Genomic DNA, 15,321 nt, shown 5'->3' with positions numbered 1-15,321 from the left:
TTGAATCCTCTTGGCCCGGATCGGTGAGCGACGTGCAAGCGGGCCGGGCCCCGCTGCTCGCCCAAGCGAATTCAGGGCAGCAAGGCAGCCTCGACAGCCAGCGCCGCACGCAACAACAGGTCGTCCGCGGCGCTGGGCGCTGCAAGCAGCAGGCTGGTGGGCAAGCCGTGCTCATCGACACCGCTAGGCAAGGCAACCGCGGGCATGTCGAGCAGGCTGCCGGGCATGGTCAGGCGCAGAGTGGCCAGGTTGGTGGCAACGAACAACGCCTCGTCGGCTTCCAGAGGCGCCAGCAGCGGGGCCACATGAGCGACGGTCGGCGTGATCACGAAGGCTCCATCCAGCTCATCAACGAGTTGCCTGCGCAGGCTTTCACCCTGTTGGTAAAGGCGTATCTGGTGGCTGGCCGGGATCGAGCGCGCCCCTTCGAGCCGCTTGCGCACGCGCGGGTCGAGACGCTTGGCGTCGGCGCTGTCGAGCAGGCTCTCGTGCAGGGCAAAGGCCTCTGCGGAACCGACCCAGTCGCCGCGCTCGATCATCGCCAGCGCCTCGCGCATGGCCTTGATGGGTTTGCGTTCAACCACAGCACCGGCGCAGGCCAAGCGCTCCAGCGCGCGCTCCAGGTTCTGCCTGACCGCTGGCTGTACGCGCGAATCGTCGATCCAGGCCGGGTCGACGTACACACGCACGCCAAACAATGAACACGCGGTTGAGCGACGCGACACCGGGCCACCACGCAGCAGGCTGTCCACTGCCACGATGTCCTCGACAGTGCGCGCCAGTGGGCCAAGGGCATCCAGAGAGCGAGCCAGGGGAAATACACCGTCGAAGGCGTAACGGCGTCGGCTGCTGCGGTAACCGACCAAGCCGTTGAAAGCCGCCGGGACACGAATCGACCCTGCCGTGTCGGTGCCCATCGCCAGCGGCACCACACCCGCGGCCACGGCAACCGCAGAACCACTCGACGAGCCACCGGGAACACGGGGCTCGTGCCCGCTGAATGGGTTGATCGGCGTACCGAAATGCGGATTGAGGCCGAGCCCGGAATAAGCGAACTCACTGAGGTTGGTCTTGCCCAGATTGACCAGGCCAGCCCTGGTCAGCGCGCCAACCAGGGCAGCGTCAGCGGTGGCTGGCGCCAGCTCGCGGCGGGTCGCCGAGCCGGCGGTGGTCACGCTGCCGGCCACATCGAACAAATCCTTCCAGGCGAAGGGCACACCGTCCAACACCGACAGCGCTTGCCCGGCCCGCCAGCGTGACCGTGACGCCAGCGCTTCGCGACGGCCACGCTCGGCGCTCAGCGAGATGAATGCCGCCGGCAGCTCGGCAGCTTTCGCCAACGCGGCCTCGAGCACCTCGACGGGGTCGGTCGAGCCCGCAGCATAAGCCTGGGCGAGTTCGAGAGCGCGGGATGGACCGGGCATGGAAACCTCAAAACGTACATATACAAAAAAGTACGTTTACAAAAGCAGCCTTCATGCCAATCTTTCAAAAACACTTCAAGAGCCCGTCAAGCGCGGGACCGAAGGTTGCCAAAACAAATAATGGATATAAATTTAAAAGATCCATTTTTGTGCAAAAAAGTAACGCTGGGTTCCAAGATGCTTCCTTTTGGAGCACCGCCATCGAGGTAATCGGGAGGGCTGAACCTGTGAGAGAATCGCCACCTCGTACTCGTCCCCGGAAACCCGGTATGCCCGCAGCAAGCGCCCCTCAGGAAGAATCCCTTGCGGTCTCGCGCTACGAAATGATCCGCGACACCCTGCGCGCCTCCATCACTCAGGGACGTGCAGCCCCTGGCCTGGTGCTGGTCGAAGCCCCGCTGGCGCAGCTGTTCGGCACCAGCCGCGTACCGGTACGGCAGGCGCTTAACCTGCTGCATGACGAGGGCCTGATCTGCCGTTTCGAAGGCCGCGGCTATCTGGTCAACCCGCACGACGCAGCCGTCGAACCACTGCGCACACCGCTGACACGCCAGCTATTGGGCCTGGAAACGGAAGATGAACTGATCGACGTACGACCATTGGGTGAACGTGCTTATGAAGACCTCGCCGCCAGCGTTGGCACCTTCATGGTCTTCGGTCACTACCGGCTGGACGAGCAACTGGCGGCCGAGCACCTGAACGTCAGTCGCAGCGTGGTCCGCGAAGCGCTGATGCGCCTGCGCGACCGTGGCCTGGTGGAAAAGGAACCCTACTCGCAATGGCTGGCCGGCCCGCTCACGGCGCAATCGGTGATCGACGACTACGAACTGCGCGGCCTGCTCGAACCGCAGGCGCTGAGGCAGAGCGCTCCAGGTCTGAGCCAAGATGCACTGCACGGCATGCTCGAGCGCATCGAGCGCGCCCGCCAGGCCAGCAACGGCGCCGAGCGCGCCACCATCGAACGCATCGAACACGACCTGCACGTCGAGTGCCTGGCCGGCCTGCGCAATCAAAAGATGGCTTCGCTGATACGCCAATGCCAGAGCCAGATGAACATCGGCCGCATCCTCCACGGCGCCTTGCGCAGAAGCCTGGACGAAGCGATGCTCGACGAACACCATCAGGTGATCGAGGCACTGCTGGCCAAGGATATCGACCGCGCCGCCAACGCCCTGCGCCATCACCTGAGCTGCGCCCGCGAGCGCACCCTGCAACGCCTCAAGGTGCTGTCGGTATTACCGGAGCCGGCACTACCGAGTTATCTGATCCGCTTGAGCTGAAACGCCCCTCAGCCTTCGACTTCCTGGCGATACAGCTGCAACCCACGGGCCTGATAGTTGGCCAGGGCGCTGGGGTGATCGAAGGTGCAGGTGTGCACCCAGACTCGCCGGGTACCGGGCCAGGCCCAGGCGGATTGCAGCGCGTGGGTCAGCAGCGGGCCGCCGAAACCCTGACCGAAAAACGCTTCGGCGAGACCGAAATAGAGAATCTCCACCGAGCCGTCGGCGTCACGCTGCAACTCGTAGTAACCGGCGATAGCGCCTTGGTGGTAGGCCACCCAAGTACGATGAGTGTCAGTCTCGACCAGCTCGCGCCACTGCGCATCCGACCAGGACAGCTTGTCCGTCCACTCCCAGGGCCCGCCCACCAACTGGTAGAGAAAGCGGTTGAGCTGGAACTGCTTGATGCGGCACTCGACCACCTGCAGGTCGTCAGACATGGGCTTGGCGCGCACCTGTTCGGGGCTGTGCATCTCCAGGTAATAGGTGATGTTTTCGACCTGCTCGCTCATACCGTGATCCATCGTGTTGGTCAGGACCACCCGGCCCCGGCAAAAAGCGCAGGCTAATGATCTTCGATGGATTCGGCAATCCGCTCAGGTTCGGCAGCTCCCGATACCCTGATTCCTATCTGCTGCAGGCGTCTTTCGAAATACCCAGCCAACCGCCCTGGCGAAGCACTGCGTTTCTACGCTTGGTAAGGATGATGCTCGACCCAGTGCCGGGCGATGTCGACTCGACGCGCCACCCAGACACGATCATGGGCTTCGATATGATCGAGGAAGCGTTGCAACGCCCGGAAACGCCCAGGGCGACCGATCAGCCGTGCGTGCAGACCGATCGACATCATTTTCGGCGCCGTTTCGCCCTCGGCGTAGAGCACGTCGAAAGTATCTCTCAGGTAGGCGAAGAACTGGTCACCACTGTTGAATCCGCCCGGGCTCGAGAAGCGCATGTCATTGGCGTCGAGCGTATAAGGCACGATCAGGTGAGGCTGACGGGTACCGTCGCGAGTTTCTACGGTGCTCCATAGCGGCAGGTCGTCGCCGTAATAATCGCTGTCGTAGAGAAAGCCGCCATGCTCGACCACCAGGCGCCGCGTGTTGGGGCTGTCTCTACCGGTATACCAGCCGAGCGGTGCGGCGCCGGTAAGGCGGGTGATCAGCTCGACCGCGCGCTCGAGGTGTTCGCGCTCCAGATCGGCCGGAGTGTTCTGGTAATGCAACCAACGCCAGCCGTGACTGGCGATTTCGTGGTTGCGTGCGACCAACGCCTGGGTGATGTCCGGGCAACGCTCCAGGGCCATGGCGACGGCAAAGGCGGTAAGCGGCAGTTGGCGGCGTTGGAACTCATCGAGGATGCGCCACACACCGGCACGGGAGCCGTATTCGTACATCGACTCCATGCTCATATGCCGATCGGCAAAGCTCTGCGCACCGACGATCTCGGAAAGAAACGTCTCGCTCTGCGGATCCCCATGCAGCACACAACTTTCACTGCCCTCCTCGATATTGAGGACGAACTGGACGGCGATTCGCGCATTTCCCGGCCATTTTGCCTGAGGCGGGTTGCCTGCGTATCCGCGCAGGTCGCGGGGATAATGTGGAGTCATGTTCTTCCTTAGGCTGCTTTAGAGGTGATAGAAAATGTGCCAGCGGCACAGCCGCTACACCACCTTCTCGCGCGGCCAGGCATAGCTCAGGCTCTTGCTGCTGCCCAGGCGCAACTGCACCAGCGCCTCCACCCATTTCAACGCCACCTGAACCCCATCGACCACCGGCACGCCGAGATCCTCCTGCAGGCGCTGCGCCCACTGGCTCATGCCCGCGCAGCCCATCACCAGACACTCGCTACGGTCATCGCGCAGGATCTGCTGGCCCAGGTCGCGCAGACGCAGGTAATGGGCGGGATCGCGCTCCAGCTCCAGCACCGGAATATCCGCCGCATGGATATTCGCGCAGCGCCGCTGCAGACCATAGCTGTGCATGTTGCGCTCGATGATGTGGATCGAACGCGGCAGGCTGGTAAGGATCGAGTAGCGCACGCTCAGCATGCTCGCCGCGTGCATGGCCGCTTCGCCGATGCCCAGCACCGGGCCGCTGGCCAATTCGCGAGCGGCATCCAGGCCGGTGTCGTCGAAACAGGCGATCACGAAACCTTGCACGCCCTCTTCCTGGCCCTGACGCATCGCTCCCAGCAGGTGATAAGCCGCGCACACGCCATCGGCAGCGCCCTCGATGCTCGCCACCGAGCCGGGCAGATGGATCACGCTCAACTGCGTATCGGCCGCCTTGATGCCCTGGCAGGTTGCATCCAGCAATTGGGCCATGCCCGCCGAGCCATTGGGATTGATCACGCGAATCTTCATACGGGTTTTCTCATACGCTGGCTCAGATTCATCAACAGCAGCACCAGACCAATCAGCGCCAGGGAAAACAGCGTGGTCAGTGTGCCCAGCGCATAGAGCACCGGGGTGGTGACGTTGGTGGTCATGCCGAAGATTTCCAGAGGCAGGCTATTGAAGCTGCCGGAGACCATCAGGGTGCGGGCGAATTCGTCGTAGGACAGGGTGAAGCCGAACAGCGCCACGCCGAACAGGCTCGAGGCAATCAGCGGCAGAACGATCAGGCGTACCGTTTGCCAGGCGCTCGCGCCGAGGTCGCGGGCCGCCATTTCGTAGGCGCGGTTGAAGCGGTTGAACACGGCGAACATGATCAGCAGGCCGAACGGCAAGGTCCAGGTCAGGTGCGCGCCAAAGGCCGAGCTGTACCAGATCGGCTCCCAGCCGAGGCGATCGAACATCAGGCCGATGCCCAGACTGACCAGAATCGACGGAATGATCAGGCTCGCCAACGTCAGGTAGAACAGTGCCTGACTGCCAGCGAATGGGCGCCGGTAAGCGAACCCGGCGAGCACCGAAAACACCAGGGTGCAGGCCATCACCGCGATACCGAGGAGAATCGAACGGCTGAAGGCACCGGCGAAATCGCCCACCTGCTGGGCCTGGAACAGGTTGTGAAACCAGTGCAGGGACACGCCGTTCATGGGAAAGGTCAACCCGCCGTCCGGCCCCTGGAACGAGAGAATGCCGATGGTCAGGGTCGGCCCGTAAAGGAACAGTACGAACAGGCCAAAGAACAGGCTCAGGCAATAAAAGCTCAACGGCCGTGCCGTGGATTTCATGGTCATAGCTCCTTGCGGATATCCACCAGGCGGAACATCACCACCAGCATCAGCAGCACCGTGGCCAGCAGCACCACGGCACTGGCCGCAGCCGCCGGGTATTGCAGCAAACTGATTTCGTTGTGGATCAGCACGCCGACCGAAGCATGCAGGCCGCCCCCCATGATGCGCACGGTAACGAAGTCGCCCATCACCAGGGTCAGTACGAAAATGCTGCCGATGAGAATGCCCGACTTGCACAGCGGCACGATCACCAGCAGGAGGATCTGCCAGGTCTGCGCTCCGGCGTCCCGCGCGGCCTCGATCAGGCGGCGATCGATGCGCATCATGGTGTTGAAGATCGGCACCACCATGAACAGGGTGTACAGGTGCACATAGGCCAGAACGATGGAGAAGTCGCTGTACAGCAGAAACTCCAGCGGCTGTTCGATCAGCCCGGCGCCCATCAGGCCGCTGTTGACCAGACCATTGCGCCCCAACAGTGGTATCCAGGAAATCATGCGGATGATGTTGGAGGTGAAGAACGGGATGGTGCACAGCAGAAACAGCAAGGTTTGCACCTTGTTGCTGCGGATGTGGAAGGCCAGGTAGTAGGCCACGGTAAAGCCCAGCGTCAGGGTGATCAGCCAGGTCAGCAAGGCGTACTTGAAGGTATTCAGGTACGCCTGCAAGGTCGTCGGCGATGACAGCAGGTACTGGTAGTTGCCGAAGATGAAGTCCGGGATCAACTGGTAGGAGTCGTAGTCCCAGAAGCTCACCACCACGATCACCGTGATGGGGAAGACCAGGAACAGCAGCAGGGTCAGCGCCAGCGGCAGGGCTTGCAGGTGGCTGATGTTGGCGAGTCCGGTGCGCATATCGAGTCCAGTACGCAGAAAGTGAGGTGGCGCAGGCGCGGCGGTGGATGAAACGGCGCCACCCACCGCTACGGCCGAGTCAGGAAACGATGAACTCGTTCCACTTGCGGACCATGTGGCGGTTCTCGTCCATCACCGAGTTCCAGCAAGCCACGCTGCCCATGCGCTGCTCATAGGAGCCGCCATCACGCACCGCGCCGGCCTTTTCCATGACCTTGCCGTCCGGGCTGAGAATGTCGCTCTGGGCGGCCTTGCCCTCCATCCAGAAGCCCCATTCATCGGCGCTCATGTACTGCCTGGAGGTCTCCGGGGCGGCGCTGTAGTAGCCCTGGCGGTTGAGGTAGGCACCGACCCAGCCCGACAGGTACCAGTCGATGTACTCATAGGCCGCATCCAGCTCCAGGCCGCTGAGGTGCTTGGCCAGACCGATACCGCCGCCCCAGGCGCGATAGCCCTCTTCCAGCGGCTGGTAGGTGCAGGCCACACCGCGGCTGCGCACGGCGGCCACGGCCGGTGACCACATGGACTGGATCACCACCTCACCGGAAGCCATCAGGTTCACCGACTCATCGAAGCTCTTCCAGAAGGCGCGGAACTGGCCGTCTTTCTTCGCCTGCATGAGGATGGCGATGGTCTTGTCGATCTCGGCCTGGGTCATGTTGCCCTTGTCGCCATAGGTGATCTCACCCATGGATTCGCAGATCATCGCCGCGTCCATGATGCCGATGGACGGGATGTTGAGGATCGAGGCCTTGCCCTTGAAGGCCGGGTCCATGATGTCGCGCCAGTTCTTGATCGGGCGCCCGACCAGATCCGGGCGAATGCCCAGGGTGTCGGCGTTGTAGATGGTCGGCACCAGCGTCATCCAGCGGGTCGGCTCACTGGCGAACTTCAGCGAATCGGCGCTTTCGACGAAGCCAACGGTGTGCGGCGCAGTACCTTGGGCGATCACCGAATCGGCGTTCAGTTTGCCGTTGATGAACAGCGGCGAGATCTTGTCGAAATTCTTCAGTCGTTGAGTGTCCATGGCCTGCATGGTGCCGGACGGGTACACCTTCTTGCCGATCCAGTACTCGATGTCGGCGATGTCGAAGGAGCGTGGCTGAGTCACTGCCCGCTGCGCCACCGCATCGGAGTCCAGTGCGGTGAGTTGCAGGGTGATCCCCAGATCTTCCTTGGCCTTCATGGCGATGTCGTTGAGGTTGGACACCCCGGTGCCGAACTGACGCAAGGTGATGTTCTTGATGTTCTGCGCCCAGATCATCGGAAAACCGGTGATCGCGCCGGAACCCACGGCCACTGCCGAGGCCACCCCCAGCCCCTTGATCAGGCTGCGCCTGGACAGTCCCTTGGCGGATTCCACCTGCGGGGTTTCGGCGGGGAGTTGCGGGGTGCTGTCATCGTGCTCGCTCATCAGTGAACCTCCTCTGTCGGGTTGGCGTGTTGCGGGGAGAACAGGTTGAGGTGCGCGGCGTCCCAGGCCAGGGTGACCTCTGCACCCACCTCGGGTACCTGGCGCTGGCGGTCGGCCAGGTAAACCATCAGCGGCGTAGCGCTGGCGGTTTGGCATTCGACGTAGATGAAAGCGCCCTGGAACTCGACATCGCAGACCCGCGCAGGCAAGCCAAACTGCCCGGCTGGCGGAGCGCTGCCTGGCGGCAGGATGTCCAGGTGATCGCAGCGCACCGAGAACGCCAGCGGCGTGCCCACCATGGCCTCGGCATAATCGTCGCCCAGTTGCGCCAGACTCAGGCTGCCCTGCCCTGTGCCTTCGACGCTGAGTACCACGCGATCTGCCTCGCGCGCAGTCAGCTCGCCACGCATCAGGCTGTGGCCGCCGATGAATTGCGCGACGAAGGGAGTGGCTGGCCGCTCGAACAATTCCCGTGGCGGCGCTACCTGCTGAATCTTGCCACCGTCCATCACCACCGCCAGATCGGCCAGGGCGAAGGCTTCTTCCTGGGAGTGGGTGACGTGGATGAAGGTCAGCCCCAATTGCTTCTGGATCGCCTTGAGCTCCTTGCGCATACGAATCCGCAAGAACGGGTCGAGAGCGGACAGCGGCTCGTCGAGCAGCACCACGTCCGGCTGGGTAATCAGGGCACGGGCCAGCGCCACTCGCTGCTGCTGACCACCGGAAAGCTGCTCGGGGTAACTCTCGGCGTAATCCTGCATGTTCACCAGCGCCAGCAGCTCGCGGGCCTTGGCGTGGCGCTCGGCCCTGGCCATGCCGGCGATGCGCAGGCCGAAGGCGACGTTGTCCAGGCAGCTCATGTGCGGGAACAGCGCGTAGTTCTGAAACATCATTGCCGTGCCGCGCTGGGTCGGCGAAAACTCGGTGACGTTGCGGTTATCCATGAGGATGTCGCCCTCGCTCACCTCTTCGTGCCCGGCCAGCATGCGCAAGGTGGTGCTCTTGCCGCAGCCGCTGGGGCCGAGCAGGCAGCAATAGCTGCCACTGGGAATTTTCAGATGGAGATCGGTGACCGCCACCCGCGCACCGTAGGCCTTGTGCACCGCCACCAGCTCGACCTGACCTTTCCCAGACATGCTTGCCGCCCGAAATTGCTAACAATTATGAAATAAGTGTTAGCAACGGATGTGCCAGGCAGCCACTTCTCTGCCCACAACCTGTACCAGACTTCTCCCGCACTGTGTATCCGGCTGAAAAACGGATGGTTTTTCAGTTACGGTGAAAAGACGGCATACGCCCTACATAACGGATTAAATCCTGAAAAATAGCGTGCATTGCACAACAATAGGGCAATGCGACAACGCCGTGCACCACTCGGTATAGCCCTCTCCCCCTTTGCCGCTTCATTGTTAACAATTACACTGCTGCCAAGCTTCAGCCGCCCTGGCTCCCACGCAAACGAGCATCGCCCATGGCCAGTCACGTCATTCGTGAAGTGCAACGCATCTACAACGCGATCTACGATGCCATCGTCGAGCAGCGTCTGCCGCCCGGTACTCGCCTGACCGAGCTCAACCTAGTGGACGTGTTTCAGGCCAACCGCAACCACATCCGCAGTGCCCTGCGCGACCTGGCTCACCTCAAGCTGGTGCGCCTGGAAATGAACCGTGGCGCCTTTGTCGAAGAACCCACGCCGCAACAGGCCCGCGAAGTGTTCGCCGCACGCAGGGTGATCGAAAAGGCGTTGATCGAAGAAGCCTGCAAGCGCATGCAAGCCCCCGACCGCCGCGCCATCGAAGCGCACCTGAAGGCCGAATTGGCACTTGGGCATGAACCGGCCAAACCCGAATTCATCCGCCTGTCAGGGGACTTCCATCGCCTGCTGGCACGTATCGCCGGCAACAGCACCCTGGGCGAAATGCTCGAAGGCCTGATAGCCCGTAGCTCGCTGATCATCGCCCTGTATGAAAACCATAACGGCATCCAGTGCTCGCACAACGAGCATGAAGCCCTGGCCAAGGCCCTGCTCGACGGTGATGCTCAGCAGGCGACGCAGTGCATGGAGGAGCACCTGCTGAATATCGAACAGCGTCTGCGCCTGGCCCCACCGGAAAGCGAAGAGGTCGATCTGTTCAAGGTGTTTGCGCAGCAGTCATCCGGGTAAATCGGCTCGCAGTCGGAATCGAAATCGCGGCAGGGCGAACACGTCTTTCTCCCCCTTAGGCAGGGTAGCCCCTCTTCGCAGCCACGCGGAGTGCAAGCCCATGCTCATGGTTTTCAAAACCTGCGGTGGCGGCAATTACCCTCGAGATCGGTCTGCTGAAACAATGGGTAACCCGAAATCCCTGCCGAAACGCCGCTTGTGCCTGATCACTGCCAGCCTGAGACCTTAGAATCGTCAGCCTCCTGACCGAACCGGACATCGACTGACGCACGCCCATGAACACCCCCCTACCTTCCTCGAACGCCACCTGGCGCCTGAAATTGGCCGAGGTGATGGACGGCACCCCCGTGCAGCGCCTGATCACCGTGCTGATCCTGATCAACGCCGCCATCCTCGGCATGCTGACCTCGGCGGAAATCGTCAGCGAGTGGGGCTGGCTGCTGTTGCCTGTGGATATGTTCATCCTCGCGGTGTTCGTGATCGAGCTGGCGCTGCGTTTCGCGGCCCGGGGCATCGGCCTGTTGCGCGATCCGTGGGCGGTGTTCGACTGTCTGGTGGTGGGCATCGCCCTGGTTCCGGCCAGCGGACCGTTCAGCGTACTGAGGGCGTTACGCGTGTTGCGGGTGCTGCGCCTGGTGTCGATCAACCCGAGCATGCGCAAGGTGGTGCAGGCGCTGCTCGCGTCGCTGCCTGGCATGGGCAGCATCATCATGCTGATGGGGCTGATCTTCTACGTATCGGCGGTGATGGCCACGCAACTGTTTGGCGAGCGCTTTCCCGAGTGGTTCGGCTCGCTGACCGCCAGTCTGTATTCGCTGTTCCAGATGATGACCCTGGACAGCTGGTCGAGCGGCACGGTGCGACCGATCATGGAGGTCTATCCACTGGCCTGGGTGTTCTTCATTCCTTATGTGCTGATCGCCACCTTCATGATGCTCAACCTGTTCATTGCAGTGATCGTCAATGCCATGCAGGACGCCCAGGGGCCTGATCCCGAAGTCGATGCACGGCTGCAGCGCGAGCAGATGATCCTGGATGAGTTGAAGGCATTGCGGGCGGAGTTGCGGGAGATGCGGCAGGGCCGTTGATCAGTGCGGCAGAGCAAGTAGGCCGTCTGCGGGAGCGGGTCATGCCCGCGATTTCTTTCGCGCGCATGGCGCGCTCCACATGGCTGCAATTACTTACAGGATCAAGGATCGGTCAGCTCACAACTCCAAAGCTCCACCGCCGGCTGATTGGCCGTCGGTGGCCCGAGCCACTCGCTGAGGGGTTTACAGCCTTGGGCATCGCAGAGTTGATAGTCGCCCGCCTCGGGTGTGCGGCCGAGGCGTAACGGTTGCAGAGGCGGCATTCGACGCTGGTAATGCCAGGCGCCATCACGCGATACGGCGCCGTCAGGAATCTCCATGCCGGCACCGCTGCCGCGCACCCGCGCCTCGCCGAGCAGCAGCCCGTCCGGCGTGACGCGGTAGTCCTCTTCCCAGCGAATCTTCTCGATGCTGTGATTCCAGGCCAGGGTGAAAGCCGGGGTGGGCACTTGCGCCCAGACCACCCCGGCCAACCCCATGCACAGTGCGATCAAGCTGCAGCCAGTGCAGGCTGACGGCGTGCGCGCAGCACGTGCTGGGCAATCACCGCAGCCGCGACCAGAAAACCGATTTCATCGGTGGTCACGCTGTACAGCCCGAGCAGGTCGTAACTGAACACCGAGGCTGGAATCACCAGCGAAGCACCGGCAGCGAAAACCAGTAGCCGCTCCCACGCACGCATCGGCGCCGAGCAATAGCCGACCACCGCCATGCCCCACAACCCGACGGCAAACACCGACTTGATGAACATGTAGAGGATCGCCCCCCAGTCATCACCCTGCATCAGCAGCGCCGGGTCATACACCGCCATGAAGGGGACGACGAAGCCACAGGCGGCGATGCGCACCGACCACAGGCTGATCTTCAGGCCGTTCTCCTTGGCGATCGACCCCGCAGCGAAGCAGGCCAGCGCCACCGGCGGCGTCAGGTCGGCCATCAGGCCGAAATAGAACACGAACATATGCGACACGATCAGCGGCACACCCAACTCCAGCAAAGCTGGCGCGGCAATCGCGCTGGTGATGATGTAGTTGGGGATGGTCGGAATACCCATGCCCAGGATCAGGCACGTGAGCATGGTCAGCAGCAGTGACAGGAACAGGTTGTCCTTGCCAATGGCCATGATGTAACCGGCGAAGGTGGTTGCGATGCCGGTCAGCGAAACCACGCCGATGATCACCCCCACCAGGATGCAGGCGACCGCCACCGGCACCGCATGGCGCGCGCCCTCGGCCAGCGCCCAGACGCAGGCGCGCAGGGTTTCACGCCCGCCCTTGACGTAGAAGCAGCCGGCAACCAGCACCGCGATCACGCCGAACACCACGCCAATGCCGAATTTGAGGAAGCCGGAACTGACCAGCCCCAGGGCGATCCAGAAGGCGATCTTCAGCCACAGGTTGCTGGCGCGCATGACGATCGCCGTGCCGAGGATGACGATTGCCGTCAGGGCCAGGCCCACGGTGCCGGAGAACATCGGGGTGAAGCCGGCGAACAGCAGATACACCAGCACACCCAGCGGAATCAGCAGGTACCAGCGCTGCTTGATCGCCGCGAATGGATCCGGGCATTCGTCTTTCGGCAGGCCAACCAGTTTGAGGCGCTGGGCCTCGAGGTGCACGGTCCAGAAAATCGAGCCGAACCACAGCAGGGCCGGGATCAGCGCCGCCTTGGCGATCTCCACGTACGGCACGTTGATGGTCTCGGCCATGATGAAGGCCACGGCCCCCATGATCGGCGGCATGATCTGGCTGCCCATGCTGGCCGAGGCTTCCACCGCGGCGGCGAAGGTGCCCTTGTAACCGAAGCGCTTCATCAGCGGGATGGTGAACTGGCCGGTGGTCACCACGTTGGCTACACCCGAACCGGTGATGGTGCCCATCAGCGCCGAAGAGACCACCGACACCTTGGCCGGGCCGCCGGTCTTGTGACCGAACATGCCCATGGCGAAATCGGTGAACAGCCTGATCATCCCCGCCTGTTCGAGGAAGGCGCCGAACAGGATGAACAGGAAGATATAGGTGCCCGACACGTAGGTCGGCGTGCCGTAGAAACCCTCGGTACCGAACGACAGCTGGTTGATGATCTGGTCGAAGTCATAACCACGGTGCGCCAGGTCGCCCGGCAGGTGCTCGCCAAACAGGCCGTACGCCAGGAAGCAGCCGCAGATGATCGGCAAGGCCAGCCCCATGACCCGTCGCGCCGCCTCGAATACCAGCACCAGCAAGGTCACCCCGATCACCATGTCGAAGGGGGTGAGGTCGCCCGAACGCTGGATCAGGTCGGCCTCGAAATACCACTGGTAAATCGCCGTGCTCAGGCCAGCCAGGCCCAGGGCCCAGGCCACCGGAGTCCATGGCCGGCCCTGGCCCCGCAACGGGAAACACAGGTACACCATCAGCAACACGAAGCCGACGTGCCCGGCGCGCAGCACCTGGCTGGAGAAAGGATGGAACGCAGCCCCGATGATCTGATAGACCGAAAACAGGATCGCGACGTAGAACACGGCCTTGGGCCACTGACTGGGATTGCCGGTCAGACCTGGATGATCGCTCATGGATAGATTCTCGATACAGCTGGGATAACGGTACGCCGACACCATCAGGGCATGGGCGAACGCTGACTCGATGAACGAGGGCGCCGGACTCGGGTCCCGGCCCCTCTTCCATCGGTGTTACTCGAGAACGCCGGCTTCCTTGTAGAAGCGCTCGGCGCCCGGATGCAACGGGATCGGCAGGCCTTCCGTGGCCTTCTCCAGGCTCATGTAGTTGGACGCAGAATGCGCGGTGCGCAGGCGGGCAAGGTTGTCGAACATCAGCTTGGTCATCTGATAGGCGACGTCGTCGGACACGCCTTCATGGCTGACCAGCAGGTTGATGATCGCCGCAGTCGGCACATCCTCGGTCTGGCCGTCATAGGTGTTGGCCGGGATCACCATAGGCTGGTAGGCGCTGCTGCCGATCTTGGTGACGACCTCCTCGGGAATCGCCACGAAGGTGAGCGGCACCATCGACGCCAGGTCGCGGATCGCCGCCATGCCCAACCCGGAAGACTGCAGCGTGGCGTCCAACTGGCGGTTCTTGATCAACTCGACCGACTCGGCATAGGGCATGAATTCGACCCGGCCCATGTCCTTGTAGCTCAGGCCAGCGGCCTTGAAGATGGCCCGGGCATTGAGCTCGGTGCCGGACTTCGGCGCGCCGACCGAGATGCGCTTGCCCTTGAGGTCTTCCAGAGTCTTGATCCCGGATTCCTTGCTGGCCACGATCTGGATGTAGTTCGGGTAGGTGGCGGCGATGGCGCGGATCTTGGTCAGCGGCGCCTTGAAGCCAGCGTCCTCGACTCCCTTCCAGGCATCGTCCACCGAATCGCCAAGCGCGAAGGCCAGTTCACCACGGCCTGCCTGCAGCAGATTGAGGTTTTCCACCGACGCCTTGGTCGCCTGCACGGAAGTCTTGGCACCCTCGATACCGTTGCCGTAAAGCTGCGAAAGGGCCACGCCAATCGGGTAATACACCCCGCTGGTACCGCCGGTAAGCACGTTGATGAAGGTGGGTGCGGCGAGTGCGGCGGTGCTGGCAGTGAAGGCCGCAGCGGCGGCGAAGAGGCTGAAGCGCTTGGTCAGTCGCATGGTGTTTCTCCGTGATTATTCTTGTCAGAGAGCCGGTGCGGGATCGATGACCAGAGAACGGAGAGCGGCGAACAGAGAGCAAAATCACGCTGCCGCTGACGACCTGTTGTCTTTGTTATGGTCACCGACTCGAATGCCGGTTGCCCAAGCGACATTGCAGATGCCATGCCAGCGCCCAGAATGCCCGTGCCAGAGCGGTAGAGGGTTTTCGCAGCGGCCGAAACCAGCGAAAGCCCGCCTATTCGCGGACCGGCGACCGGCAAGATTCCGCTCAGAAAGACCG

The 15,321-nt window shown here is 62.6% G+C and carries 14 protein-coding genes; 3 read left to right on the top strand and 11 right to left on the bottom strand.

Annotation, left to right across the window (positions count from 1 at the left end):
* Positions 1 to 71 precede the first annotated feature (71 nt).
* Positions 72 to 1,424 carry an amidase gene (locus tag QRN22_RS09375; protein WP_042553485.1) on the bottom strand — a complete coding sequence of 451 codons (1,353 nt, stop codon included), beginning with the start codon at positions 1,422 to 1,424 and terminating at the stop codon, positions 72 to 74.
* Positions 1,425 to 1,693: 269 nt separating this feature from the next.
* On the opposite strand from QRN22_RS09375, the gene QRN22_RS09370 reads away from it, so the two are divergent.
* Complete coding sequence (locus tag QRN22_RS09370; RefSeq protein WP_042553486.1) at positions 1,694 to 2,704, top strand: GntR family transcriptional regulator; 1,011 nt, start codon at positions 1,694 to 1,696, stop codon at positions 2,702 to 2,704.
* 8 nt (positions 2,705 to 2,712) lie between these two features.
* Here the strand turns inward: QRN22_RS09370 and QRN22_RS09365 are convergent, their stop codons facing one another.
* From QRN22_RS09365 to QRN22_RS09335, 7 genes are all read right to left on the bottom strand, one after another.
* Entirely contained in the window at positions 2,713 to 3,216 is a 504-nt protein-coding gene (locus QRN22_RS09365) for a GNAT family N-acetyltransferase (protein WP_042553487.1), read from the bottom strand.
* 176 nt (positions 3,217 to 3,392) lie between these two features.
* Positions 3,393 to 4,316 (bottom strand): allantoinase PuuE, encoded by a 924-nt coding sequence (gene puuE, locus QRN22_RS09360; protein WP_042553488.1) that lies wholly within the window; start codon positions 4,314 to 4,316, stop codon positions 3,393 to 3,395.
* 54 nt (positions 4,317 to 4,370) lie between these two features.
* On the bottom strand, positions 4,371 to 5,072 hold the full coding sequence (locus tag QRN22_RS09355; RefSeq protein ID WP_042553489.1) for an aspartate/glutamate racemase family protein: 702 nt from the start codon (positions 5,070 to 5,072) through the stop codon (positions 4,371 to 4,373).
* Positions 5,069 to 5,887 carry an ABC transporter permease gene (locus QRN22_RS09350; protein ID WP_042553490.1) on the bottom strand — a complete coding sequence of 273 codons (819 nt, stop codon included), beginning with the start codon at positions 5,885 to 5,887 and terminating at the stop codon, positions 5,069 to 5,071. Before QRN22_RS09350 ends, QRN22_RS09355 begins: the two co-directional genes overlap by 4 nt.
* Positions 5,888 to 5,889: 2 nt before the next feature.
* The gene (locus tag QRN22_RS09345) at positions 5,890 to 6,681 is read right to left on the bottom strand and encodes an ABC transporter permease (RefSeq protein WP_502945147.1); all 792 of its coding nucleotides are present in this window, start codon (positions 6,679 to 6,681) and stop codon (positions 5,890 to 5,892) included.
* A gap of 142 nt (positions 6,682 to 6,823) precedes the next feature.
* Entirely contained in the window at positions 6,824 to 8,158 is a 1,335-nt protein-coding gene (locus QRN22_RS09340) for an ABC transporter substrate-binding protein (RefSeq protein WP_042553492.1), read from the bottom strand.
* Entirely contained in the window at positions 8,158 to 9,294 is a 1,137-nt protein-coding gene (locus tag QRN22_RS09335) for an ABC transporter ATP-binding protein (RefSeq protein WP_042553493.1), read from the bottom strand. Before QRN22_RS09335 ends, QRN22_RS09340 begins: the two co-directional genes overlap by 1 nt.
* 335 nt (positions 9,295 to 9,629) lie before the next feature.
* On the opposite strand from QRN22_RS09335, the gene QRN22_RS09330 reads away from it, so the two are divergent.
* Together QRN22_RS09330 and QRN22_RS09325 are read left to right on the top strand one after the other, a co-directional pair.
* Complete coding sequence (locus tag QRN22_RS09330) at positions 9,630 to 10,322, top strand: GntR family transcriptional regulator (protein WP_042555001.1); 693 nt, start codon at positions 9,630 to 9,632, stop codon at positions 10,320 to 10,322.
* A gap of 275 nt (positions 10,323 to 10,597) precedes the next feature.
* Positions 10,598 to 11,410 carry an ion transporter gene (locus QRN22_RS09325; protein ID WP_042555000.1) on the top strand — a complete coding sequence of 271 codons (813 nt, stop codon included), beginning with the start codon at positions 10,598 to 10,600 and terminating at the stop codon, positions 11,408 to 11,410.
* 101 nt (positions 11,411 to 11,511) lie between these two features.
* Here QRN22_RS09325 and QRN22_RS09320 read toward each other — a convergent pair whose 3' ends face one another.
* The 3 genes from QRN22_RS09320 to QRN22_RS09310 form a co-directional block, all read right to left on the bottom strand.
* The gene (locus QRN22_RS09320) at positions 11,512 to 11,904 is read right to left on the bottom strand and encodes a DUF1850 domain-containing protein (RefSeq protein ID WP_042554999.1); all 393 of its coding nucleotides are present in this window, start codon (positions 11,902 to 11,904) and stop codon (positions 11,512 to 11,514) included.
* Positions 11,901 to 13,964, bottom strand: coding sequence for a TRAP transporter permease (locus QRN22_RS09315; protein WP_042554998.1), 2,064 nt, complete (start codon positions 13,962 to 13,964; stop codon positions 11,901 to 11,903). The genes QRN22_RS09320 and QRN22_RS09315 overlap by 4 nt, the downstream gene beginning before the upstream one ends.
* Positions 13,965 to 14,081: 117 nt before the next feature.
* Complete coding sequence (locus QRN22_RS09310; protein ID WP_042554997.1) at positions 14,082 to 15,038, bottom strand: TAXI family TRAP transporter solute-binding subunit; 957 nt, start codon at positions 15,036 to 15,038, stop codon at positions 14,082 to 14,084.
* Between the last annotated feature and the right edge of the window lie 283 nt (positions 15,039 to 15,321).

Source organism: Pseudomonas sp. MEJ086 (assembly GCF_030209025.1).
Taxonomy (GTDB): Bacteria; Pseudomonadota; Gammaproteobacteria; order Pseudomonadales; family Pseudomonadaceae; genus Aquipseudomonas; species Aquipseudomonas fulva_A.
This window is presented reverse-complemented; position numbering and strand designations above follow the sequence as displayed.

Excerpts from the sequence above, each read along its gene's own strand:
- QRN22_RS09315 (WP_042554998.1), bottom strand. The coding sequence starts at position 13,964 with ATGAGCGATCATCCAGGTCTGACCGGCAATCCCAGTCAGTGGCCCAAG.
- QRN22_RS09340 (WP_042553492.1), bottom strand. The coding sequence starts at position 8,158 with ATGAGCGAGCACGATGACAGCACCCCGCAACTCCCCGCCGAAACCCCG.
- QRN22_RS09335 (WP_042553493.1), bottom strand. The coding sequence starts at position 9,294 with ATGTCTGGGAAAGGTCAGGTCGAGCTGGTGGCGGTGCACAAGGCCTAC.
- QRN22_RS09365 (WP_042553487.1), bottom strand. The coding sequence starts at position 3,216 with ATGAGCGAGCAGGTCGAAAACATCACCTATTACCTGGAGATGCACAGC.
- QRN22_RS09350 (WP_042553490.1), bottom strand. The coding sequence starts at position 5,887 with ATGAAATCCACGGCACGGCCGTTGAGCTTTTATTGCCTGAGCCTGTTC.
- QRN22_RS09355 (WP_042553489.1), bottom strand. The coding sequence starts at position 5,072 with ATGAAGATTCGCGTGATCAATCCCAATGGCTCGGCGGGCATGGCCCAA.
- QRN22_RS09325 (WP_042555000.1), top strand. The coding sequence starts at position 10,598 with ATGAACACCCCCCTACCTTCCTCGAACGCCACCTGGCGCCTGAAATTG.
- QRN22_RS09375 (WP_042553485.1), bottom strand. The coding sequence starts at position 1,424 with ATGCCCGGTCCATCCCGCGCTCTCGAACTCGCCCAGGCTTATGCTGCG.
- QRN22_RS09310 (WP_042554997.1), bottom strand. The coding sequence starts at position 15,038 with ATGCGACTGACCAAGCGCTTCAGCCTCTTCGCCGCCGCTGCGGCCTTC.
- QRN22_RS09370 (WP_042553486.1), top strand. The coding sequence starts at position 1,694 with ATGCCCGCAGCAAGCGCCCCTCAGGAAGAATCCCTTGCGGTCTCGCGC.
- QRN22_RS09330 (WP_042555001.1), top strand. The coding sequence starts at position 9,630 with ATGGCCAGTCACGTCATTCGTGAAGTGCAACGCATCTACAACGCGATC.
- puuE (WP_042553488.1), bottom strand. The coding sequence starts at position 4,316 with ATGACTCCACATTATCCCCGCGACCTGCGCGGATACGCAGGCAACCCG.